At 67.5% G+C, this 23,395-nt stretch carries 18 protein-coding genes and 4 tRNA genes; 7 read left to right on the forward strand and 15 right to left on the reverse strand.

Annotated elements, in window-relative coordinates; all coding sequences use genetic code 11:
• Window positions 1-4 precede the first annotated feature (4 nt).
• Entirely contained in the window at window positions 5-499 is a 495-nt protein-coding gene (locus tag ACQP1O_RS13345; RefSeq protein WP_433566119.1) for a DUF1772 domain-containing protein, read from the forward strand.
• Here ACQP1O_RS13345 and ACQP1O_RS13350 read toward each other — a convergent pair.
• Entirely contained in the window at window positions 472-1,155 is a 684-nt protein-coding gene (locus ACQP1O_RS13350; protein ID WP_433566120.1) for a CPBP family intramembrane glutamic endopeptidase, read from the reverse strand. The genes ACQP1O_RS13345 and ACQP1O_RS13350 overlap by 28 nt on opposite strands.
• Window positions 1,156-1,282: 127 nt before the next feature.
• On the opposite strand from ACQP1O_RS13350, the gene ACQP1O_RS13355 reads away from it, so the two are divergent.
• Window positions 1,283-3,028 (forward strand): N-acyl-D-amino-acid deacylase family protein, encoded by a 1,746-nt coding sequence (locus tag ACQP1O_RS13355; RefSeq protein ID WP_433566121.1) that lies wholly within the window; start codon window positions 1,283-1,285, stop codon window positions 3,026-3,028.
• Here the strand turns inward: ACQP1O_RS13355 and ACQP1O_RS13360 are convergent.
• On the reverse strand, window positions 3,020-3,217 hold the full coding sequence (locus tag ACQP1O_RS13360) for a hypothetical protein (RefSeq protein WP_433566122.1): 198 nt from the start codon (window positions 3,215-3,217) through the stop codon (window positions 3,020-3,022). The genes ACQP1O_RS13355 and ACQP1O_RS13360 overlap by 9 nt on opposite strands.
• A 91-nt stretch (window positions 3,218-3,308) precedes the next feature.
• On the reverse strand, window positions 3,309-4,355 hold the full coding sequence (locus ACQP1O_RS13365; RefSeq protein WP_433566123.1) for a fused (3R)-hydroxyacyl-ACP dehydratase subunits HadA/HadB: 1,047 nt from the start codon (window positions 4,353-4,355) through the stop codon (window positions 3,309-3,311).
• A 269-nt stretch (window positions 4,356-4,624) separates the two neighbouring features.
• Here ACQP1O_RS13365 and ACQP1O_RS13370 point away from each other — a divergent pair, with 269 nt between their 5' ends.
• Both ACQP1O_RS13370 and ACQP1O_RS13375 read left to right on the forward strand, forming a co-directional pair.
• Window positions 4,625-5,563: a LysR family transcriptional regulator gene (locus tag ACQP1O_RS13370; RefSeq protein ID WP_433566124.1), complete on the forward strand. Its 939-nt coding sequence runs from the start codon at window positions 4,625-4,627 to the stop codon at window positions 5,561-5,563.
• Window positions 5,564-5,935: 372 nt separating this feature from the next.
• Complete coding sequence (locus ACQP1O_RS13375; protein WP_433566125.1) at window positions 5,936-6,985, forward strand: FUSC family protein; 1,050 nt, start codon at window positions 5,936-5,938, stop codon at window positions 6,983-6,985.
• A gap of 39 nt (window positions 6,986-7,024) precedes the next feature.
• Here ACQP1O_RS13375 and ACQP1O_RS13380 read toward each other — a convergent pair whose 3' ends face one another.
• The 4 genes from ACQP1O_RS13380 to ACQP1O_RS13395 all read right to left on the reverse strand — a co-directional run bounded on the left by ACQP1O_RS13380 (window position 7,025) and on the right by ACQP1O_RS13395 (window position 9,793).
• A complete protein-coding gene (locus ACQP1O_RS13380; RefSeq protein ID WP_433566126.1) occupies window positions 7,025-9,322 on the reverse strand; it encodes an FdhF/YdeP family oxidoreductase in 2,298 nt (765 codons plus the stop codon).
• Between the two features lie 203 nt (window positions 9,323-9,525).
• Window positions 9,526-9,600 (reverse strand) — tRNA-Val (locus tag ACQP1O_RS13385).
• 26 nt (window positions 9,601-9,626) lie between these two features.
• Window positions 9,627-9,697: transfer RNA gene (locus ACQP1O_RS13390), tRNA-Cys, on the reverse strand.
• A gap of 23 nt (window positions 9,698-9,720) precedes the next feature.
• Window positions 9,721-9,793 (reverse strand) — tRNA-Gly (locus ACQP1O_RS13395).
• Window positions 9,794-10,165: 372 nt separating this feature from the next.
• On the opposite strand from ACQP1O_RS13395, the gene ACQP1O_RS13400 reads away from it, so the two are divergent.
• Window positions 10,166-10,237, forward strand: a tRNA-Val gene (locus ACQP1O_RS13400).
• A gap of 70 nt (window positions 10,238-10,307) precedes the next feature.
• Here ACQP1O_RS13400 and ACQP1O_RS13405 read toward each other — a convergent pair.
• Both ACQP1O_RS13405 and ACQP1O_RS13410 read right to left on the reverse strand, forming a co-directional pair.
• Window positions 10,308-11,165, reverse strand: a complete 858-nt coding sequence (locus tag ACQP1O_RS13405) for an SDR family NAD(P)-dependent oxidoreductase (RefSeq protein WP_433566127.1) — start codon at window positions 11,163-11,165, stop codon at window positions 10,308-10,310.
• Window positions 11,166-11,217: 52 nt separating this feature from the next.
• Window positions 11,218-12,057 carry an oxidoreductase gene (locus ACQP1O_RS13410; protein WP_433566128.1) on the reverse strand — a complete coding sequence of 280 codons (840 nt, stop codon included), beginning with the start codon at window positions 12,055-12,057 and terminating at the stop codon, window positions 11,218-11,220.
• A gap of 184 nt (window positions 12,058-12,241) precedes the next feature.
• Here ACQP1O_RS13410 and ACQP1O_RS13415 point away from each other — a divergent pair, with 184 nt between their 5' ends.
• Window positions 12,242-14,980 carry an AAA family ATPase gene (locus ACQP1O_RS13415; protein WP_433566129.1) on the forward strand — a complete coding sequence of 913 codons (2,739 nt, stop codon included), beginning with the start codon at window positions 12,242-12,244 and terminating at the stop codon, window positions 14,978-14,980.
• 30 nt (window positions 14,981-15,010) lie between these two features.
• Here the strand turns inward: ACQP1O_RS13415 and ACQP1O_RS13420 are convergent, their stop codons facing one another.
• Window positions 15,011-15,184, reverse strand: a complete 174-nt coding sequence (locus ACQP1O_RS13420) for a helix-turn-helix domain-containing protein (RefSeq protein ID WP_433566130.1) — start codon at window positions 15,182-15,184, stop codon at window positions 15,011-15,013.
• Between the two features lie 165 nt (window positions 15,185-15,349).
• Here ACQP1O_RS13420 and ACQP1O_RS13425 point away from each other — a divergent pair, with 165 nt between their 5' ends.
• Window positions 15,350-16,141 carry an alpha/beta hydrolase gene (locus ACQP1O_RS13425; protein ID WP_433566131.1) on the forward strand — a complete coding sequence of 264 codons (792 nt, stop codon included), beginning with the start codon at window positions 15,350-15,352 and terminating at the stop codon, window positions 16,139-16,141.
• Between the two features lie 9 nt (window positions 16,142-16,150).
• Here ACQP1O_RS13425 and ACQP1O_RS13430 read toward each other — a convergent pair whose 3' ends face one another.
• The 5 genes from ACQP1O_RS13430 to ACQP1O_RS13450 all read right to left on the reverse strand — a co-directional run bounded on the left by ACQP1O_RS13430 (window position 16,151) and on the right by ACQP1O_RS13450 (window position 23,349).
• Entirely contained in the window at window positions 16,151-18,904 is a 2,754-nt protein-coding gene (locus tag ACQP1O_RS13430; protein ID WP_433566132.1) for a helix-turn-helix transcriptional regulator, read from the reverse strand.
• A 51-nt stretch (window positions 18,905-18,955) separates the two neighbouring features.
• A complete protein-coding gene (locus ACQP1O_RS13435; protein ID WP_433566133.1) occupies window positions 18,956-19,705 on the reverse strand; it encodes an AAA family ATPase in 750 nt (249 codons plus the stop codon).
• A gap of 814 nt (window positions 19,706-20,519) precedes the next feature.
• Window positions 20,520-21,263, reverse strand: coding sequence for an MBL fold metallo-hydrolase (locus tag ACQP1O_RS13440; protein ID WP_433566134.1), 744 nt, complete (start codon window positions 21,261-21,263; stop codon window positions 20,520-20,522).
• A gap of 819 nt (window positions 21,264-22,082) precedes the next feature.
• Complete coding sequence (locus tag ACQP1O_RS13445) at window positions 22,083-23,132, reverse strand: alpha/beta fold hydrolase (RefSeq protein ID WP_433566135.1); 1,050 nt, start codon at window positions 23,130-23,132, stop codon at window positions 22,083-22,085.
• Window positions 23,133-23,142: 10 nt separating this feature from the next.
• Entirely contained in the window at window positions 23,143-23,349 is a 207-nt protein-coding gene (locus tag ACQP1O_RS13450; protein WP_433567672.1) for a hypothetical protein, read from the reverse strand.
• Window positions 23,350-23,395 lie beyond the last annotated feature (46 nt).

Raw genomic sequence — 23,395 nt, forward strand, 5'->3', positions numbered from 1 at the left:
GCCCATGCGCACTCGCCTGCTCACCGCAGCCGCTCTGCTCGCCACCGGATACCTGTGCGGCGCATTCGGTTACGGCTTGATCAATGTCGCCCAGGCATTCAAGACCGTCCCCCTGGACGTCCGCTTCACCTTCCACGCCGCCCTCATGAAGGTCAACGGTCCCGTCATGCAATCGGCCATGGCGCTGGCCGCGCTGACGTCACTGCTGCTGGCCGTCTACAGCGGCGGTCTCGTGCGCCGTTTGGCTGCCACCTCGTTCGGTCTCGAGGTGACCAGCTTCGTCATCACGCGATTCGGCAACGTCCCCATCAACGGCAAGATCAAGCAGTGGGCGGTCGGCCCGGTCCCCGCCGACTATGCCCAGTTGCTGCACCGCTGGGAGCTGTTCCACATCGCCCGCACCACCACGGCACTGCTGGCTTTCGTGCTCATCGTCACCATAGCGGTCTTCGCCCAGTCCGTGCCGTCGCGTCAGGCGGTTCTGGTGGCCCCCAACTGAATTCGGGCGGCCGGGGCGGCGCCGTGATAGAAGTACCGCCCCAGTCCGACCGAGAACACCAGCATCCCGTACAGCGCGTGCTCGACCGAGGCGGTGAACAGCGACTGCGTCCTCATGTACCGCGCGGCGAACAACCACCCGCCGACGCTGCTCGCCGCCACCGAGAACCAGCTTCCGAACACGATGTGCACGTAGCCGAATGCCGCGGCACTGGCCGCCACCATGGCCCGCCCGTCACCGAACACCGGCTGGTAGCGGTGGAACAGGAACGATCGGAAGATCAACTCTTGCGGATACACGCTCAGGGCGGGATACAGCACCATCACCGCCAGCCAGATGAGCGGATTCCGCCGCGGCAGATCGAACAGATCCTCCCGCCGCAGTGCCGCGGTCACGGCGGTCAGCGCCACCGCGTTCGCCCCGGCGGTCACCGCCATCGATCGCGCCTGCCCCGAGAACGCCTCCGCCCGCCACAGCGATCCGCGATCGAATCCCTTCGACCGCCGCAGATACACCGTCACCCCGGTCCCCAGCACCAGCAGCGCCGGAATCGGCGGCTTCCCCCGCAGTACCGCGTTGTACAGGGTCGTCCCGCCGAAGAACAACGCCGCGTACTCGGCGGCCAGATAAACCCGCCGCCACCGCCGAATTCTCATGGGCTCCACCATAATTTCCCGCGCGTGAACACGCTGATCAGAACTGATTCTCCCGATTCCCGCTTCACTGACGTCATGTCTAGTTAGTCTGTGCAGTGTTAGCGAATCTGGATTGCTAGGACCTCTCGTGAGCTACTCACTCATCATCGGCAACGGCACGATCGTCGACGGGACCGGAGCGGAACCGTATCCGGCCGACATCGCGGTGGAGAACGGACGGATCGCGGTGATCGCCGCGCCCGGCGCGCTCGCGAACGCGGCGGCGCAGAACCGGATCGACGCGACGGGGCTGCTGGTCACCCCGGGCTTCGTGGACATCCACACGCATTACGACGGGCAGATCACCTGGGACCCGCAGCTCACCCCCAGCTGCTGGCACGGCGTGACGACCGTGGTGATGGGGAACTGCGGAGTCGGGTTCGCCCCGGTCACGCCCGAGAAACGGGAGTGGCTGATCGGGCTGATGGAGGGTGTCGAGGACATTCCGGGCGCGGCGCTGTCGACCGGAATCCGGTGGGACTGGCAGTCCTTCCCGCAATTCCTCGACGCGCTGGACCGGCTGCCGCTGGCCATCGACGTCGGCACGCAGGTGCCGCACGGCGCGGTGCGCGCGTACGTGATGGGGGAGCGGGGCGCGAAGAACGACCCGGCCTCGCCCGAGGACATCGCCATGATGGCCAAACTGGTGCGTGAGGGCATCGAGGCCGGGGCACTGGGCTTTTCGACCTCACGCACGATCGTGCACCGCGCCATCGACGGCGAACCCGTGCCCGGCACCTTCGCGGCCGAGGAGGAACTGTTCGGCATCGGCCAGGCGCTGGCCGACGCGGGCGCGGGCGTGTTCGAACTCGCCCCCGCCGGCATCATGGGCGAAGATCTCGCCGCCCCCGATCGCGAACTGGCCTGGATGCTGCGCCTCGCCGAACAGACCGGCCGCACAGTGAGTTTCGGTCTCCTGCAGCACGACGGCGCACCCGACGACTGGAAACGCCTGCTGGACGCGGCCGCCGCCGCCTTCGACTCCGGAATCCCCGTGCGCCCACAGGTTTCCGCGCGGCCACTGGGCCTGCTGATCGGCCTGCAGACCTTCAATCCGTTCTCGTTCCGGCCCTCCTACCAGGCCGCGGCCGAGCGCGCGGGCCAGAACCTGGACGCCCTCGTCGCCGAACTCCGCGATCCCGCGCTGCGCGAGACCATCCTGACCGAGGCCGATCTCCCCGACAATCCGATGGCCTTCATCAGCATGGGACTCGACCGCACATTCACCCTCGGCGACCCGCCCGACTACGAACCGGACCCGGAAGCCAGCCTGGCCGCGGACGCCGCCCACGCGGGTGTCGAACCGTTCCACTACATCTACGACCAGCTGCTCTCCCGCGACGGCCGGGCACTGTTCTACCGCCCGTTGCTCAACTACTCCCGCTTCACGCAGGATCCGATCCGCGAGATGCTCTTGCACCCGGCCACCGCGGTCGGTCTCGGCGACGGCGGCGCGCACGTCGGCGCGATCTGCGATGCTTCCAACACCACCTACCTGCTCACCCACTGGGCGCGCGATCGTGCGCGGGGCGAACGCATTCCGCTGCCCCTGGCGATCCGGAAGATGACCTACGACACCGCCCAGATGTACGGCCTGGACGACCGCGGCGTCATCGCCGTCGGTAAGAAGGCCGACCTCAATGTGATCGACTTCGAGGCGCTGCGCCTGCTGCCGCCCGCCATGGCCTACGACCTGCCGGGTGGTGCTCGCCGATTGCTGCAGCGCGCCGAAGGTTATCGCGCGACCATCGTCTCCGGCGAGGTCGTGCTCCGCGACGGCGAGGACACCGGTGCCCGGCCAGGAGCCCTCATCCGCTCCCAGCGGTCACACTGATTGCCGGAGGTGACCGCCCGCGTTCACTGTTCGATAGCGGTGAACGCGGTACATCGAGCCCCAGGGCTGCGGCAAGTAGGTGATATCGGCCGTGATGCTGGTCGCGGTGAGATCGATGACGGTGGAACCCAGGTCGATCACGGGAAAATTCATCGGTTCGAACTCCCGGCGATCAGCGGTCGCACTCATGGAACGAAGAATGACCGCGTGCCGAACCTACGGTTGCTGGTGAGATGCTCACCTCGTCCGCTTCGGGTGAAGTGGCGTCGGCAGGGCCGGATCAGCTCAGCTGGACCACGGCGATGGCACGGCCGAATACCTTGTGGCCCTCGTGCATTGCGGAGATCGTGACCGCGGCGGTGCCGGCCACCGGATCGATCGACTTGACCTTGCCGGTGAATTCGATCGCGGTCGGCCCCTCGCTGCCCACGTACACCGGATTGCTCATGCGCACACTCAGCTGCTTCAGCGCGCCCGGATCACCCAGCCAGGACGTGACGAAGGCACCGGCATAGGCCATGGTGAGCATGCCGTGCGCGACCACGCCACGTTCCAGACCCACCATGCGGGCGGCGTCGGGGTGCCAGTGGATCGGGTTCGGGTCGCCCGCCACCCCCGCGTAGCGGACCAGATCGCCGATGGTGAGAAAGACTGTGCGACTGGGCAACTCATCGCATTCGCGAAGGGAGCCGACCGTCCGTGAGTGGGTGCTGTGGTACGTGGCCGGCGTGGGGATCCAGTCGACGAGCTCGACCCGTTCGGGCGAATGCCGCACGAACGTGTCCACTCCGCGGTGCACCAGCGCCCCGATCCGCCGCGTCACCTCCACGCTCTGCGCCGACCGTTCCGACCGCGCGATCATGCTGGTCGTCCCTGTGACCACCGCTTCGCCCAGCTGATCGGTGACGACGTTCTCGAACACCAGCATGTCCCCGCCGAATGCCTGCCGAAACGACTGCAGCACCACATTGCTGGTCAATCGATCCCCGACCAGCACCGGCCGATGGAACTCCAGCACCTGATCCGTGTGCACCGAGGCCCGCAGGTCGTAACCCCTCAGCAGCTCGCTCATCTCGTGCAGCAGCCTGCCGCCCAGCAGCGCCACGAATGTCGGCGAAGCCGGCAATGCCGCATACCCCAGCGCGGCCGCGACCTCGTCATCCCAATGCGCCGCATGCTCGTCCTGAACCGCCGCCGCGAACTCCAAGACCTTCTCGCGCCCGACCTCGTAGTACCCGTCCAGCCGGAACCGCCGCCCCGCCATTTCCCGCGCGTGCTCGATCGCATCCAACCCGTCTCGGGTATCCACGCCGACCCCGGCCTCCATTACCCCACCTCCTCCACGAACCGAAGCGAACGATCTCGAGTCATCGATGTAGGGCAACAGCCGCGTGGTCCAGCGAACCCGGGTCGATCGAACGTGAGTCGAGCGAAACCCGTAACGGCGTGACAAGGCAGAGTAACCAACTCACGCCCACTTCTGTCGCAACGACCCCGAAACGGACAAGGAACCAGGCGTGAGCAGGCAGCTCGGCGACGGCGGGGATCCCGAGTCGATGCCCAGGCACGACTGGATCGGCGTGATCGAATAGGGCCATGTTGTTCCGCCAGCTCGAGTACTTCGTCGCGCTCGCGCGGGAGCGTCATTTCGCGCGGGCGGCGGCCGCCTGCTATGTCTCGCAACCGGCGTTGTCGGAGGCGATACGCAAACTGGAGAGCGAATTGAAGGTGCCGCTCGTGAAGCGCGGCCGCACCTTCGAGGGGCTGACGCCAGAGGGACAGCGGCTGGTGCTGTGGGCGCGTCGCATCCTGGCCGACCACGACGCCCTCAAACAGGAGGTCACCGCGCTGCGGACCGGTCTGTCCGGTGAGTTGCGGCTGGGTGTGATACCCGCGTCCGCCGCGACCATCGCGCTGCTCACCGACCCGTTCTGCACCGCGCATCCGCTGGTACGGGTCCACGTCGAGACCAGCCTGGCCTCCGCGGACATCGTCGATCGGTTGCGCCGGTTCGAACTCGACGCGGGCGTCATCTACCCCGACGGGCAGGACACCTCCGGACTGACAGTCACGCCTCTCTATCGCGAAGAGCAGGTGCTGCTCGTCGGCACCGACCTGGTCGCCGAGCGGACCAGTCCACTCGACTGGATCGACATCGTGGAATTGCCGCTGTGCCTGCTGAATCCCGGAATGCGAGGCCGTCAGCTGGTCGACGCCGCCCTTGCCACCCGGAGTCTGGTCGCACACCCGCGTCTCGAAACCGACTCGGTCGCAACCCTTTTCGCGCATGTCGCCACCGGTCGCTGGGCCACGGTCATCCCCTCGACCTGGCTGCGCACCATACCGCCACCCGCCGGAGCCCGGGTCGTGCCCCTGCGAGACCCTGCCGTCGGCTCGATGATCGCGCTGGTCATCCAGTCGGCCGAACCGGTCTCTACGCTGGCCCGAGCCCTGATCGAAACCGCCCGCGCCGCGCGCCCCGATGTCGTCGAGCACGAGCCACAGACCGCCCAGCGTAGTCCAGGAGCGAGTTGATCCTCGGGGATTGCAGTGGTTGTGGGGTGGGCTGATCCGCAGGGAGTGCGGTGGCCCTGACGTGCGCTGATTGCCGGGCCGTGCACCGTCGTTGCGAGATGCGGTGGTCGCCGGGCCGGGTCGACCGGCGTTGATCGGCGCTGTTTATCGGGGGATAAGAAATGCCGTTTGAACTGCGAATTCATGATCGGCGACAATGGGTTCGCGGACGAATACCAGCGGATCCTGAGTGCCGGTCCGCTCGTCCGTCACCACCTCGCGCGAACTCCGGCTCACACCGTCGGTGGCGTGCCGTATTCCTATGCCCGGTGGCGTTCCCATTGCCACCGCCAGGCGATGCGGAGCTCCTCGTACGACGATCGGAGACCGGCTGTGCACCTGATTCGTGAACTGCTGGCGGTCGGTCCCCGCGGCGACGACCACCACCATGCGGTGCGCGTCGCGTCCGGGCTGGCGATCCCGGGCACCGTGCTGGTGCTGGCGGGCCGGACGGATCTGCTGGTGTTCGCGGTCTTCGGCTCCTTCGTCGGCATGTACGGGCGTGGCCGCACCCGGTGGTCACGGCTGCGTCACCAGCTGCTCGCGGCCGTGCTGATCGGTGCGGGCGCGGCGATCGGCGTCCTGCTGGCGGCGATCCACGCCCGTCCGGTGCTCCTGGTCGCGGTCGAAACCGGATTCGCCGCTGCCGGTTCGCTGTTCGCCGACCGCGCCGGACTGCGGCCCGGCGGGCCCTTCTTCGGATTGTTCGCACTCGGCGCACTGGCGTCGATTCCCGCGTGCGCGGCCGCACCATTGCCGGGACTGTCGCTGTTCGCCGCCACCGCGGTGCTCTGCGTCGTGCTCGGGACGCTCCACGCCGACACCGTCGCGCCGGCCGCAGAAGCCCGGGCATTCGAGCTGGGGGAGTCGGCGCGTCACGCCGGCCGCTATGTGCTCGCGGTCGCTCTCGCCGGTGCGGTCGGGGTGGGGTGGGGTGTGGCCCATGCCAATTGGGCGATGGCAGCCGCCGCGGTGCCCCTGGCGGCCCAGGACGCGCGCGGCCACGTCCTGCGCGGAATGCACCGCGTGCTGGGGACTTTCGTCGGCCTGGCCGCCACCGCGGTCCTGCTGCTGCCGCATCTGCCCGCGGCGCTGCTCGGCGTGCTGGTCTTGCTGCTGCTGTTTCCCACCGAACTGTTCATGGCCCGCAATTACGCTCTCGCACTGGGCTTCTTCACCCCACTGATCATGGTGATGACCGACCTCGCCGCGCCCGCCGACCCCGTTCGGCTACTGCTCGACCGAGGTACGGACACCATCCTCGGGGTGGGCGTCGGTATCTGTGTAGCGATCGCCACCCGGCCGCAGACGATTCCCGGGTCGTCGCAGCTCGAGCTCCCGGCCGAGGATCGGGGCAGCGTCGCGCCCGGACCTCTCCCGTGAGCCGAGTGTCGAAAGCAGCTCTGTATTCGCGACGCCCGGTCAGCGACCCGACGCCTCGACCCGTACGTTGACGTTCTTCATGATCGGCTGGTCGCTCTGGGTGCTGTAGTCGCCGATCGCGCACAGCACATTCATCTCCGGCATGTACCCGGCCGCGCAACCCCGCGGAATGTCATAGGGAATGACCTTGTAGCCGCTCAGCCTCCGCGTGCTGCCGTCCCGGGCGATGCTGGTGATGTCGACCTCGTCGAACTCACCGAGCCCACGCTCGCGCATATCGTCGGTGTTCATGAAGATCAGGGTGCGCAGATTCTCGATGCCCCGGTAGCGATCGTTGTCCGAATAGATGGTGGTGTTCCACTGGTCGTGTGAGCGCATGGTCGCCAGCGTCAGCACATCGGCGTTCTGTGCGGGTTGCGGCAGCGGGGCCGTGGAGAACTCCGCGCGCCCCGACGGCGTGCGGAAGACGAGTTCGCGTGCGGGCTGGCGGATCCGGAACCCGAGCGGCAACCGCACCCGGCGGTTGAAGTCCTCGAATCCGTCCAGGACGGCGGCCATGGTGTCGCGGATGCGGTCATAGTCGTCGACGTAGTCCTGCCAGGGGGTGCCGCTCCCGGGCAGCCCGGCCCGCGCGATCCCGGCGATGATCGCCGGTTCGGAGAGCAGATGCGTGGACGCGGGCTTCTTCATGCCGGTCGACAGATGCACCATGCTCATCGAGTCCTCCACCGAGGTGGACTGGAGCCCGTTGCGCTGCATGTCCTTTTCGGTGCGGCCCAGGCAGGGGAGGATGAGCGCGCGGCGTCCGTGCACCAGATGGCTGCGATTGAGTTTGGTGCTGACCTGAATCGTCAACTCGCAGTTGCGCAATGCCTCGAAGGTGTAAGCGGTGTCCGGCGCGGCGAGCGCGAAGTTCCCGCCCATCCCGACGAACACCGACACCCGCCCGGCCGTCATCGCCTCGATGGTGGCGACCGTGTCCAGGCCGTGCGCGCGCGGCGGCTCGATGCCGCACACCTGGCCGAGTCGGTCCAGGAACGCCTCGGTGGGCCGATGGTCGATACCGCAGGTGCGATTGCCCTGCACATTGCTGTGCCCGCGCACCGGTGACGGACCCGCGCCCTCGCGACCCAGATTGCCGCGGAGCAGCAGCAGGTTCACGATCTCGCGCACCGTGTCGACGCCGTGCTCGTGCTGCGTGACTCCCAGACACCAGCTGACGATGGTGCGGTCGGCGGCACGGTAGATGTCCACCGCCGCGCGGATTCGCGCTTCACTGACTCCGGACAGCTGTTCGATCTCGGCCCACGAGGTGGCCTCGCAGACCGCGCGATAGGTGTCGAACCCGCTGGTGTAGCGGTCGATGAATTCGTGGTCCAGCGCCTTCGGATCCGACTTCGATTGCTCCAGAACGGCTTTGGCCATTCCCCGGAGCAGTGCCATATCACCGCCGATGCGGGGCTGCAGGTTCAGATTGCTGGTCGGCGTCGCCCGGAAAGTGGCCATCGCGAGGAATTCGTGCGGGATGATCGCCTTGCGCGCCGCGGCCTCGACCAGCGGATTGATGTGCACGATCCGCGCGCCCCGCTTGTGGGCCTCGACCAGCGCCGTCAGCATGCGCGGCGCGTTCGACGCCGCGTTTACCCCCAGGATGAACAGGGCGTCCGCCGCTTCCCAATCCTTCAGATCGACTGTGCCCTTACCGGTTCCGAGCGAGGCCTGCAACGCGCGGCCACTGGCTTCGTGGCACATGTTCGAGCAGTCCGGCAGATTGTTGGTGCCGAGCTCCCGCGCGAGCAGCTGATACAGGAACGTGGCCTCGTTGCCGAGCCGGCCGGAGGTGTAGAAGGCCGCCCGATTCGGATCGTCCAGCTCCCGCAGCGCCCGCCCGGCCATCTCGAACGCGTCCGGCCAGGAGATGGGGACGTAGCGGTCGGTATCGGGGTCATAGCTCATCGGTTCCGTCAGCCGACCCTGGTTCTCCAGGTCGAAATCGCTCCACGTCGACAGCTCCGTGACGGTATGGGCCGCAAAGAATTCGCGCCCGACGCGCTTGTGGGTCATCTCCCAGGTGACGTGCTTGATGCCGTTCTCGCAGATATCGAGATGCAGGCCCTTCAGGTCGTCGGGCCATGCGCACCCGGGACAGTCGAAGCCGGTGTTCTCGTGGTTCATCTTCAGGATCGCGCGCGGCCCGATGATGAGCTCGCCCTCGCGGGCCAGGAAACCGGTCACGCTCTTGGCCGCACCCCAGCCGGCCGCGGGGTGATGGTAGGGGTGGAAAGCGGGTTCGTGCTCGTCGCTGTCGCCGACGCTCTCGGGTGAAACCGTGGCCATCACGTATCCCTTCGACGATCCGATGATCCGACCGGGCCGGGCCCGGAACTGTCCTCATCCTCGCCACTGCTCGCCGATGACGTCCAAGACGCATCAACAAAGAAACGATAGATCTCGCCGATCACCGCGCGCAGGCGCCCCGCCGATTTCGCCCGAGACAGCAGAAAGGCCCGGCGTGAGCCGGGCCTGATCTGTATGAAACATGGTGCGCGATACTGGGATTGAACCAGTGACCTCTTCCGTGTCAGGGAAGCGCTCTCCCGCTGAGCTAATCGCGCGGGTCTTTTGCTCTTCATAAAAGAAGAGGCGGCGACGGGAATCGAACCCGTGTGCACGGCTTTGCAGGCCGTTGCCTCACCACTCGGCCACACCGCCAAGCAGGCCGTGTTGGCCTCTCGAGCGGATGACGGGATTCGAACCCGCGACCCTCACCTTGGCAAGGTGATGCGCTACCAGCTGCGCTACATCCGCATTTCGTCCCGGGCGCCTTTCGGCTGTCCCGCTGACGAGAGAGAACATTAGCCGACGATCTGCGCAGGTAACAAATCGCCTGGTAGAAGGGGGTAAATCTGAACTACAGGCATGTAGTTCCGCCGGTCGTCCGAGGCGGGGAGAACCGGGTGGGCAGGAATCGCGATCCATCCCACCGCGCCCGGGCGACGGGCCCGTGTCGCCCGGGCAACGCACCGGTGAAGCCTCACCCGTCACACCGCCCCCGGAAACCTCAGTTTTACGCTGTTGTGCACGCGATTTGGTATGACAGCAACCGGGTGTGTAATCTTCATTCTCGTTCGAGCGGCACCGCAAACGCCGACCCGAACAGTCGCCTCGGCGACAACCCGCGGTTCTATAGCTCAGCGGGAGAGCACTCGCCTCACACGCGAGGGGTCGCTGGTTCGATCCCAGCTAGAACCACTCTGAGGGGCTTATTCCGACCAGCGCGCTGGTTCGAGTAAGCCCCTTCTGCTTGTGGCGGACTGTGCATTCAGAGCACAGCGTTGTCGGCGCTTCCGTGGAAATCGGTACTCAGCGCGAGGTCCTTGCCCGCGTCGAACTCCGATCGAAATTGATCGAGCTTGACTCCGATCCGGCGCTGGGCATCACTGCCCAAGACGACCCAGTGACGGGGCTCGGATGACGTCGCGACCATGTAGATGGCTTCGGCGGCCTTCCTCGGGTCCCCGGGAAACATCTCCGGCGTAAGGCGATCCATCAGGCCGCGGAAGGCGCCGGCTGTGGCCGAGTAGTCCTCGATCGGACGGCCGGAGGCTTTCGTGCGGCGTTCGATACCGGTGCGGAAGGAGCCTGGCTGGATCACCATGGCGCGCAGTCCCAGCGGTTCGATCTCCTGCCAGAGGGCCTCGGTGAAACCTTCCAGCGCGAACTTGCTGGCCGAGTAGTAGCCGTTTGCGGGCAGGCTGGCGAAGCCGTCCATCGAGGAGACGTTGACGATGAGGCCCGTACGACGATGACGCATGCTGGGGAGGACTTCGCGGGTCAGGGCGACGGCACCGAAGAAGTTGACCTCGAACAGCCTGCGATAGTCGGGTTCCTCCTGTTCTTCCAAGGCGCCGATGTAGTCGATCGCGGCGTTGTTCACCAGAATGTCGATCGCGCCGAAGCGGTCGAGGGCGGTACGGACGCCGTTGGCGCGGTGCGCGGCATCGGTGACGTCGAGCTGAAGCGCCAGTGCCGTCTCCGGGTAGCGCGATGCCAGTTCGGTAGTGCTGGCCGTCGAACTGGCGACCACTACCGCTTGGTCCCCGCGGGCCAGGGCGTATTCGGCAAGCGCCTTGCCAAGGCCGCTGGATGCGCCGGTGATCAGCCAGGTCTTGCGGTTCATGAAATGTTCTCCCTGACGAGGTCGTCCAGATTTGCGGGTCGGCTGCGCCCGCTCATTGCGCCACCGGGAAGTCGGCGGCGCGGCTGGCCTCGGCCCACTTTCGTGTCTCCTTCGCCCGCTCCTCGCCGGCTGCGAGGGCCGCCGTCACGGCCTGGGCTCCGAGCAGCAATCGACGCGGCGGGTCGTCGTGGCCGACGACATCGATGATCACCTGGGCGGCACGGGCCGGGTCGCCAGGCTGCGTACCGTTGTTCTCCTGCCGGTACCGGTTCATGGCGCCGACGGTGTCCTCGTAGTCGGCCCCCACCGGGTGCAGCTCCATGGACGCGCCTTGCCAGTCTGTCCGGAATGCGCCGGGCTCGACGATGATCACCTTCACTCCGAACGGGGCGACCTCGCCGGCCAGCACCTCGGAGTAGCCCTCGACGGCGAACTTCGCGCTCTGGTAGGCGCCCATTCCCGGGGTACCGCCGACCCGGCCGCCCAGGGACGAGAACTGCACGAAGACTCCCGACCGCTGTTTGCGGAGCACCGGCAGCGCGGCCCGGGTGACGTTGGCGACTCCGAAGAAGTTCGCCTCGAACTGCTCGCGGAAGTCCTTCTCGGTCATCTCCTCGATGGGGCCGCTGTTGGCGTATCCGGCGTTGTTCACCACCACATCCAGTCGCCCGAACGAGGCAACCGCGCTGTCCACAGCTGCGCGGGCCGCATCCGCGTCGGTTACGTCCAGAGCCGCGGTACGAACCCGCGTTCCATAGCGGGAGACCAGGTCTGCCAGCTGCTCCGGCCGCCGAGCCGTGGCAAGTACCTGGTCCCCGCTGTCCAGAACCGCCGCTGCCAAGCGCCGGCCGAAGCCCCTCGAAGCGCCGGTGATCATCCATGTACGAGACACATCAACTACCTTTCGTATGGTGCCGATACCCAGCGGCACCACTGTCGCTTCGGTTGCGCTCATCGCGCATCCGTCATCTGGCGCTGAGTCACCGGGGCGGTCCCGAACAGTCGATCCAATGCGGTTCAGGCGGTTCGTAGGATGGGCAAAGCTCCTCCGGGAGGAAACTTCTACCGGGGGTGACATGCCGCGGGACGCGAAACACCAGCTGATCGGGCGGTATCCGGAGCTGGAGGCACTGGACCGCCTGCTGCAGGAGGTGCGAGGGGGACGCAGCAGAGTACTGGTACTGCGCGGTGAGGCCGGCGTCGGCAAATCGGCACTTCTCGACCATCTGGCAGCGCAAGCGACGCAAATGCAGACCGTACGCACTGCCGGTGTCGAAGCAGAGTCCGATTTCGCGTATTCAGCCCTGCAACGCCTCTGCGCCCCGCTGATGTCACACCTCGACAGGTTGCCGCCGGTGCAGCAGGACTCGCTGCGTGTCGCATTCGGCATGAGCGCCGGGAATCCGCCCGAGATGCTGCTGGTCGGGATGGCGGTCCTCGGTCTGTTCGCCGAGGCGGCGGCCGAGGTTCCGCTGCTGTGCCTGATCGACGATGCGCAATGGCTGGACCTGATGTCGCAGAGGATCCTGGCTTTCGTCGGGCGTCGGCTGGACGCCGAGTCGGTGGCGATGGTCTTCGCCGAGCGCACAACCGATGGAAAGAGCGATGAGGGGCTCGCCGGTCTGTCGGACCTTCCCGTACACGGGCTCGATGACGCGGACGCCCGGGCACTTCTCGACAGTGTGGTGCCGGGGCCGGTCGACGCCCGCGTGCGGGACCGGATCGTCGCAGAGACCGGCGGGAATCCGCTCGCCCTGCTCGAGCTGCCCCGTGGCCTGTCGCCGACCGAGTTGGCCTTCGGCTTCGGCGGTCCTGGCGGCGCTCCGCTGGCGACCCGGGTCGAGGACGGCTTCCGCCGGCGTGTCGATGCGCTGCCGGCCGACACCCGTACCCTTTTGCTGGTTGCGGCAGTCGAGCCGGTCGGCGACGGCCCGCTCTTGTGGCGTGCCCTGGGCATGCTGGGTATCGGACTTGAAGCCGCAGCACCGGCTGAGGCCGCGAACCTGATCACCTTGGGAGCCCCGGTGCGGTTCCGGCATCCGCTGGTGCGCTCGGCCGTCTGGCGCGGCGCCGACGCCGCCACGCTACGCGCGGCACACCAAGCCCTCGCCGAGGCCACCGACGCCGAGCTCGATCCCGACCGGCGGGCCTGGCATCAGGCCCACGCCGCGGTCGGGCCGGACGAGCAGGTCGCCGCCGCGCTGGAACGTTCGGCCGACCGGGCCTTGGCGCGCGGCGGCCGGGCGGCTGCCGCCTCCTTCCTGGAACGCGCTGCTGCGCTCACTCCCGACCAGGATGAGCGGGCGCGGCGGGCGCTGGCTGCGGCCGGGACCTATCTCGCGGCGGGCGCACCGGCCCAGGTGCCCGACCTGCTCGCCGCCGCCGAGCTGGGGCCGCTGGACCGGCTGCGGCAAGCTGAGGCCACGCGGCTGCGAGCCCTGGCGTCGTACATGGCCAAACCAGGGTTCGGCGCGGTGCAGCCGCTGCTTGCCGCGACGACCCAACTCCGGGATCTCGACCCGGCCGCCGCGCGCGAAACCTGCCTGTCGGCGCTCGGCGCCGCCATGTGGGCCGGCCGGATCGAACCCGACGGTCTGCGGCGGACCGCCGAGACAGCCCGCGGTCTGCCACCTGGCCACGACATGGCAGGGGCCTTCTTGCGCGCGTTCGTCACCTGGTCCGCCAACGGTTCAGGCGCGGCGATTCCTTTCCTACGGCAGGCACTGGACGGCTACGCCGCCGACGGCGACCCGGGGGCGTTGTGGCTAGCGGTGGCCGCAGCAGTGGAGTTGGGCGACCTTCGGACCTGTCTGAGCATCACAGAACGCGCAACCGCTACCGCCCGGGCTACCGGCACGTTGTCGCTCCTGCCGACTGCGTTGACCTACCGCATGATCGCCCTGATCCACGCCGGGCGATTCTCCGAGACCCGGGACCTGCTCGCGGAGGCCGCTGCTGCCGAGGAATCGATGCGTCTGAGCGCGTCCATGATTGCCCCGGCCATGCTCAGCGCGTACCGCGGACAGGAACGACGGGCGGTGGGCCTGATCGAGGCGCTGGAACGCGACGGCGAGCAGCGCGGCCTGGGACGGCTCCTCGGCGTCGCAGGATGCGCGCGGGCGGTGCTCCACAACGGTCTCGGGAACTATTCGGCCGCACTGGAATCCGCCCGTTCTGCCCTGGAGTATCGGGACTTCGCCCTGCACCACTGGGCACTGTGCGAACTCGTCGAGGCGGCGGCTCGCACCGGCGAGCAGTCCATCGCGGCCGAGGCACGCGAGCAACTGGCCGATTGGGCTCGGACGGGCACACATTGGGCTCGGGGCGCGCACGCCCTTGCCGAGGCGCTCACCGAGACGCCCGGACCCGCTGGCCTGACCGAGCAGGTCGAAGACCGCTACCGCGAGGCCGTCGACCACTTCGGCCGGGGCGGGCTCGGCGTGCTCGAGGCCCGGACCCGGCTGCTGTTCGGAGAATGGCTGCGCCGCCGGAACCAGCGCGCGCAAGCCCGCACCGAGCTGCGCGCCGCGCACGATGCGTTCGCGACCATGGACATGGAGGCGTTCACCGAACGGGCCCGGCGAGAGCTGCTCGCCACCGGTGAGACCGTCCGCAAACGGACCGTCGGCACGTCGGTGCTAACTCCTCAGGAGGCGCGGATCGCCCGGCTCGCAGCCACCGGACACCCGAACGCCGAGATCGGCGCTGAACTGTTCCTCAGTCCTCGGACAGTGGAGTGGCACCTGCGCAAGGTCTTCACCAAGCTGGGGGTCTCCTCCCGTCGCGAGCTCGACGGCGCCCTGTCCGATCGATGATCCGGACGGTCGGGGATCTTCAGAAACGGGCTACGACAGCACTGCAGGCAGCTCTCGGCGTGAGCTGATGCCGAGCTCGGCAAACACCTTGCGCAGGTGCCACTCGATCGTCCTGGCGCTGAGGAAGAGCCCCGCCCCGATCGCAGCGTTCGAACGTCCATTCCGTGCACGCTCGGCAATCCGGCGTTCCTGCTCGGTCATCATCGGTTCGGGCACATCCTCCGTCATCCGATGCCGAGACACTCGCAGGGTCTGCCGAGTCATCTCCTTGAGTCATTCGACGGTTTCCGCCGGGTGACCCGTCGGTGATCCTGGAGGAAAGCCACATCGCCGACGGCAGATCGTCGTGTGCAACCGGAAGGTCAGTCCGTGAAACAAACCCATGTAGTCCTCATCCACGGCGCGTGGTTTCACATGTCGTGCTGGCAGGGCTGGGCGGAGAGGTTCACCTCGCACGGCTTCGTGGCGTGCGTCCCGGGCTGGCCCGGCGAATCTGCCACCGTGGCGCAGGTCCGCCACGATCTCGGCCCCATGGGTGACCTCGGGCTCGCGGCGCTTACCATTCACTACGAGAAGATCGTGCGTTCCTACGACAACCCGCCGGTCCTCATCGGGCATTCGGTCGGTGGCCTCATCGCCCAGCAACTCCTCGGCGCCGGCCTCGGCCGCGCGGCGATTGCCCTCGCACCGCTGCCCGCCATTGGCGTACCGCTGGGCGACGACTCGCCCCGGCGGGCTCGGCACCTGGACTCCTGGCCGCTGCCCCGGACCGAGTTCCGACACGTCGTCGCCAACGCGGTCGGTGAAGAGGAAGCAGAGCAGCTCTTCGAGCAGTATGCCGTCCCAGCCCCACGCAGGCTTCTTACGGACCTCGGGCTGGACCGCACCGCCGGCGGGTCGGCCGACACCATCGTGAACATGGCCAACACTGCGCGCGGACCACTGCTGCTCATCTCGGGGCAGGAGGACCGGATGGTCCCGGACGCTGTCACCCGCTCGGTATTCAAGTTGTACGGCGACTCACCTGCCGTGACAGATCTGAAGCAGTTCGCTGATCGGGGCCACTCGCTCGTGTTCGACAGTGGCTGGCGTGCTGTCGCCGACTACGTCTTGATCTGGCTGGCCGCCAACGGCATCGCGGCCACGACCGCGGAACACTGAGTGCTGAAATCAGACCTCTACCGTTCGGCTCAACGCATCGCGAAGCGCCGCCCGGGTCGTGACGCCCAGCTTCGGGAAGATGCGGTACAGGTGCGAGCTGACCGTGCGCGGCGAGAGGTGCAGTCGCTGACCTATTTCCTTGTTCGTCAGGCCGGCGGCGGCCAAGTCGGCGATGCGGCGTTCCTGCCAGGTCAACGAAGTCAGGTTCAGCGTCGAGGCACGGGGAACGGCGCCGGTGGTGCGCACTTCGGCTCGCGCCCGCTCGGCCCAGCCTGCCGCGCCGAGGCGCTCGAACGCCTCGGTCGCCCGAACCAGGTATTGGCGGGCTGCTGCCCGCCCTTGGACGTGGCGTACCCGTATCCCGTGCGCCAGCCGGATCCGGGCCAGCTCGAACGGAAAACGTTCGGCATCCGGGTGTGATTCGACCCGTGCGAACATCTCGGCGGCCTCTTGTTCGCTTTCGGCGGTCATCGCCAGCGCGCCGTAGGTGATCAGCGCCAGGCGTGGCGACACGTCCGGCAGCCCGGCGTCCCGGGCAGCCAGGGCGTGAGCGCGGGCCTGGTCGATGCGGCCGGTGTGGCGGGCAGCCTCGACGAGGTCCAGCAGAGTGCGCGAGGCCTGATAAGCGTAGGGCTGGAATGTCCCCGGAGACGTGATGCCGATGGCGTAGAGGTATGCGACCTCGTAGTCGCCGGAGTTCAATGCGGCGATCGCGCCGGCGGAGTCGGCCACCTGGGTGAGGAACCCCAGTCCGCGGGGGCGGGCCCAGGCGTCCGCCTCGGCCTGGAGGTCTCGCGCTCGCCCGGACTGTCCGCGCAGCGCCGCGAGTTGGGCCAGATAGGCTTGGCTCTGGGCGGTAAACAGGTCGTACCCGTGCTCTTTCGCCAGTTCCAGGACTCGCTGCCCGGTTTCCTCGGCCCCGTCCCATTCGCCGACCGCCATCTGGTCGAGCATGACCAGATGCAGCATGATCATGCCGCTGGCCACGGCTCCCGTCTTCAACTCGCGGTCTACGTTGCGTCGAAGGTAGGGACGGTACTGGTTCAGGATGTCGAGGTGATATGCCGCCACGGCCAGGCGCCCGACTTCCCAGGGTTCCAGGTCCGGCAGGTTCGTGGTGGCCTGCTCCACCGGCCCGGCCCAGTCTGCGCCGTGCCGGGTCACATCGCTCCAGACAGCGCTGTACATCCGCTCGGGTTCGGTGACGAGATCGCTCATCGAAGCGAGCAGTCCATGAGTGCGCTCCCAGGTCGCGCGGTCTCCGGCGTACTGACTGATCGCCAACAGGAGGATCATCAGCCGGGCACGGACCTCGTCGCAGCCCGCCGGCCCGCCGTCGCGCAGCTTCACGATCGCAGCAGCGACCTGTCGGTGGGTGGAACGCACGTCCCCGTCCTGGTAGAGCGCCTGGTAGGCGTAGGCCAGGACCGAGGCCGGCGACTCCGTCGAACCGGGTGCAAGATCGGAGCGGACGAGCCGGTGGGCCTGGCCGAGGCGGGCGGCATGGCCGGCGACGAACGCCGCGTCAGCCAATCGCCGGGACCGCTCCCCGTGGTTCTCGCTGAGCTCGGCGGCACGGGTCAGCCAGGCCACGGCCGCCAGGGCACCGCCACGCCGGGTCGCCGATTCGGCTGCCGCCTCCAGGATGCCGGCCACCTCCTCGTCGGGATCGACGGTGGCCGCCGCCAGATGCGTTGCGCGGCGCTCGAGATGCTCTCGGTGGACCTGTGCCAGTGTTCGGTGTGCGGCGCGGCGCTGGTTCGGAGTAGCCATCCGCACGATCGCGGAACGCACGAGCGGGTGACGGAAGACGAACTCGCAGGTGGTCGGCTCGATATCCAGCAGCCCGGCGGCCACCGCCTGGTCGGCGTCGCGCATGCGGTAGCGCGCCCCGGCGACCGTGTCCGAGTCGGACGGCGTCCCGGCACCGTCGAGGGCGCCCATCAGCAGTTCGGCCCGGACGCTCTCATCGAGGGCCGCGATACGTGCGCCGAACAGCTGTTGCAGCCGCCGAGGCATTGATGCGCCGTGCGGACCGAAGTCTTCCAGCGTTGCTTCGCCTGGCCGGCCGGCGAGGTGGGCGGGCATCTCCAGCAGCGCCAGCGGATTGCCCTGCGCCTGCTCCAGCACTGTGCGGCGGACGTGCGTGCCCAGATTCGGGTATCGCCGATCCAGCAAGCGTGCCGCGTCCTCGTCGGAGAGGGCGGCGACCGGCAGCTCGGGTAGCGCCGCGGTGTCGAAACGCGACGCGATGTCGGTGCGGATCGCGACCAGCAGCTTCACCGGGCCGCCGACCAAGCGTCGCCCCACGAACCCGCAGACGTCCGCGCTGGAGTCGTCCAGCCACTGCCCGTCGTCGAGGACCAGCAGCAGCGACCGCTCTGCGGTTGCCAGTGAAAGGAGATTGAGAACAGCGATGCCGAGGGTCATGACCGACGGCGGATCGCTCCGCACTCCGCCGAACACGGCCTCGAGCACGGCCCGGCTCCCATCATCCAACCCCTCGACGTTCGCAAGCAGCGGATGGAGGATCTGATGCAGCCCGGCATAGGGCAGCTCCGACTCTGCTTCGACCCCTGCGGCCCGGACAACCGTGTGACCGGCCTGCTCCGCCATCGCGACAGCGTGGCTCAACAGCGAACTCTTGCCGACCCCGGTCTCACCTCGCAAAACGAGAGCCTGGCCCGCAGCGGACATGACGAAAGCCAGAAGCTCCGCCTGTTCGACCTCTCGGCCTACCATCGTCGTGTTTGTGGTTTCCATGCCCGCCTTCCACCTTTGCTGCGAACTTGTTCTTCGGCCTCGGTCCGCCGGTCAACGGACAGGACGGTCGGTCTGATCGCTGTTCTCATCCCGCGACAGCTCCCACAGCGCCAACGGGTTGCCGCGTGCTTCGGCAACAATCCCGTCTCGGACGTGGGGAGGGACCGGCCCGGGCAGCACCTCGTCCAATAGCGCACGGGCGTCGTCATCACGAATCCCGTGCACCTGCAGCTCCGGCAGGCCGGTCAAGAGCCCGGCGTCGGGCGGTGCGAGTGCGGAGCCCGGACTGGACACGGCAAAGACCAGAGCCACCGACTCGGTGTCCAGCCGCCGGGCGACGAACGCGAGGATGGCCGCGGACATCCGATCGATCCACTGCGCGTCGTCTACGACACAGACCAGCGGTTCGTCGACCGCGGCCTCGGCGAGCAGACCCAGCACGGCAAGCCCGGTCTGAAGGCGTCCCGGCGATTCGCCGACGCTGAGGCCCAATGCCGTGGCCAGGGCGGCCCTTTGAGCAGCGGGCAATCGGTCCAGATGGTTCAGCAGTGGTGTGCACACCTGCTGAAGGGCCGAGTACGCGATCTCGGATTCGCTCTCGACCCCGATCGTGCCGACGACTCGGCCCACCGGGACTTGACCGGCGAGGTAGGCGAGCAGCGCGGTTTTGCCGATGCCCGGCTCCCCGTGCAGCACCAGCGCGCGGCTGTGCCCGCAACGTACGTCGACCAACAACCGATCGAGTACTTCCTGTTCGTGGACGCGACCGCGCAGCGGGGGCAACGAAGGGCGACTCATCATGTCCGGTCCGCATCCGAGACTGGCAGGACCGCGACCTCGATATCGAAGTCCACCACTTTCCAGCTCCTTCGTAGCGATGGATGCCGCTCGGCATCCGTCGTCCACGATCCCCCGGGACAACATCGCATCGCCCCAGCGGCGAACCCTGGTCGGTACCCGGGCCCGGGGCACCAGGGTTGGCGGGCTTGCCATCCTGCTCGCCCTGTTTTCACAGCATGAGCCAGGTTCGGTACCGAGCCCGGCTCTGGCCAGGGGTGACCAGGGTTCGGCACTGGTTCGACCATCCGGCGCCATCGGAGAGCCTGATCCTGCTGGGGGGTCCGGCCGCCAACCTGAACGACTCGGCGTCAGATGACCGATGTGGGTTCCACGGGCGCGAGCGACAGTGGTGGTCGCCAGGTCGCGCAGACATTCCAGGCGACAACGGAAGGAGCGGAAAAGATGTCAGAGACCGAATCCGAGAACATGCCGGACGGCGCTCCCGTGGCGCGGAGAGGCGCGGAGAACACTGCTTGGCATGCTCGGCCTCGGCCTCGGCCTCGGCCTCGGCGCGGCGGGGCGGGGCTGATCACGGCGCCGTATGTGCAGGCCGGCTGGGAGAACGTGCTGGCCAAGGCGTCCCAGGCGGATCCGACCGGTCTCACGGGCCTGCTCCCGAACCCGGGCGGGTTCCGCTACTACAGCGTTGTCCGCTCGGCCGGTGTGCCCGCCCATATCGGCGTGCAGCGTCTTCTTCTACGCAAGCTCCCTGGCAAGCGGAGACCGCTCACGCGGTCGCGCTGCGTGTGGCCGGGGGAGAGTGCGGGATGCCCGATCATTCTCGGAGGTAAGGCAGTTCGGCGATCAGGGTCGGCAGGTGCTGGTGTATCGCGGGCCCGTGGCCTGGGACCAGGACGTGTGCCTGTTCGATGGCGAGTGCCTGCACGCCGACCTGCGTGCGGGTCTGGTCGTGGTTGAACACTTTCGGCAGCAGTTGGGGCCCGGTTCCTGGTAGTAGGGGGTGTCCGGTGACGAGCGCGTCCCCGGAGAACAGCACCCCTTCGGAGGGCATGAAGTAGGCCGTATGGCCGTCTGTATGCCCTGGTGTGGAGATTGCGACGAATCCACCCGGCAGCGCCGCCAGTGCGGTCGGGTCCGCAGCCTGCGCGGTGGGCACCCGCATGTCGATATGACCGATGACGGCGCGGGCTGTCTGCATCACCCAGCGCGTCCCGCGTCGTGTCGTCAGTTGCCGCAGCATTTGTGGTGCGGTGATCTGTTGCAGGAACTCACGTTTGGCGTGCGGGACTTCCAGTTCTCCGGTGTAGACAACCACATTGGCTTGTTCGACGAGCGTAGGAATGGCGCCGATGTGGTCGAGATGGGCGTGGGTCAGTAGGACCGCGGCGATATCGCCGACCGTATGACCGATTCGACGCACGGAATCGAGTACCGCGGCGGTGTCGGCCGGGTAGCCGGCGTCGATGACCGTGACGCCGGAACCGTCGCTGACCAACGCCCAGTTGACGTTGGTTCCCGACACCATATGTACCGAGTCGGAAACCTGCTCGATCTTCATGTCGCATCCTTGCTCGTGCTCGGTTGTGCTGTGGCGGTTGGGTTTTGCGTGAAGGGCCCGGCGTCGGCGATGATTCGATGCCGGTGCGGCCGCCATCGACACCGAGGACGCCTCGGTGGATGGGTCGTCAGATGTGGGGCCGACTGCGGCCGCAGTAATGGCATCGGGACAGCCGCGGGAGGAGATCAGCGCGGGCTCGTATCGCTATCGCTCGCAAGGAAATCCAGCAGTGCGGCGTTGACGATTTCGGGTTGGGTCCAGACGATGTCGTGCGGACCTCCTTCTACGGTGACCACGGTCAGGTACGCCGCCGCCGGTGGCATAGATGGACAGGACATTCAGGGCGGGCGAGTCACCGGTGGTTGCCGAGTTGTCCGATGGTGGATGGAATCGATGTGCCCGAGCTCAGCGGCGCTTGCCTTTCAGCTCCCATGCCGACGGTCGGCGACCGTGCGGCGTGGAGGTTCCCACCAGATCAGCATCGCTACCGGACCGCACACGAAAAGCTCTGCGATCGGCGGGCGTTCAGGTTTTTGCAGGTTCATCGCGTGAGCCTTTCGGGATTGCTGTCGCTCGCCGATGGCGGGAATTGCGTTGAGAGTGAGAAGTTCCGGACCGCATTGGTGAAGAGCTCCGGTTCTTCCAGATGCCCCAGGTGGCCACTGTGCTCCAGGATCACCAGTCGCGAATAGGGATCAGGCCGTGCAGCGACCATCCGTTCCTGCGCAGGATCGGCATCTATACCGTCGTCGAGCTCGAGGGTCCGGCTGCGCGATTCCTGTGGACGTGAGGCTGCCGGGCCCGGCGGTGTACGGAGTGTCAGAGGTGGTCGGCGTCGATGATGGCCTGCGCGAACGGGTGTGGCGCTTCCTGCGGGACGTTGTGCCCGATGCCGTCGAGGATGCGGTGCTCATGTTTGCCGGTGTACTTGGCAGCGTAGGGCTTTCCGTCTTCGGCCGTGCCGTCGAAGTCGCTGCCGATGGTGATGGCGGGCACGGTGATGGCGGGTCCGGTGGCGAGTTGCTGTTCGTAGGCGTCGTATTGCGGCTCGCCCGGGGCCAGGCTCAAGCGCCACCGGTAGTTGGAGATGACGATGTCGACGTGGTCGGGATTGTCGAAGGCGGCTGCGGTGCGGTCGTAGGTGGCGTCGTCGAAGTTCCAGGCCGGGGATGCGCGTTTCCAGATCAGTTTGTTGAAGTCGTGTCGATTGCGGGTGTAGCCGAGGCGGCCGCGTTCGGTGGCGAAGTAGTACTGGTACCACCAGCCGAGTTCGGCCTCCGGCGGCAGTGGCTGCTGCTGGGCAGCCTGCTGGGTGATGATGTACCCGCTCACCGCGACCATCGCCTTGACTCGCTGCGGCCACAGTGCGGCGATGATGTCGACCGTGCGTGCGCCCCAATCGAATCCACCGAGCACGGCCTTGTCGATGTGCAGCGCGTCCATGAAGTCGACGATGTCGCGCGCGATCGCCGACTGCTGGCCGTTGCGGACGGTCTGCGCGGACAGGAAGGTGGTCGGGCCGTAGCCGCGCAGGAACGGGACGAGGACCCGGTATCCGGCCGCCGCCAGCAGCGGCGCGACATCGGCGTAGCTGTAGGCGTCGTACGGCCAGCCGTGTAACAGGATCACGGCTTGTCCGGTGCTGGGTCCGTATTCCGCGTAGCCGACGTTGAGGACGCCGGCGTCGATCTGTTTGATCGGTCCCAGTGTCGTATTCGCGCCCGAGCCCTTGCGCAGGTCCGCGCCGGCCGGAGTCGTGGTCGCCGGCGTGGTCGCGGAATCCGTGGCGCAGGCGCTCAGCGAGGCCGCGGCCAGGCTCGCCGCGCCCGCTGCGAGCGCACCACCGAAGAATCGTCTGTTGATGTTCATGCCGAGAACGCTAGGAACCATGAGGTAGTGGCCGCGAGCGTCGGATGACGTAATCAATGTCAGCCGACCCGAACCCGCGACCGGGCCGCCGCCTTCGCTCGTCCTCGGCCGGCAGTAAGGCCGCGAGGTCGCCGCGCGAACTGACCCCGAGCTTCGGGAAGATGCGGTGCAGGTGGGTGCTGACGGTCCGGTGCGGCAGATACAGCCGCTGCTCGATCTCCCGGACCCGCTATGGCAAACGGGACGGGTCGCGACCCGTCCCG

The sequence above is a fragment of the Nocardia sp. CA-151230 genome (assembly GCF_050942175.1).
Taxonomy (GTDB): Bacteria; Actinomycetota; Actinomycetes; order Mycobacteriales; family Mycobacteriaceae; genus Nocardia.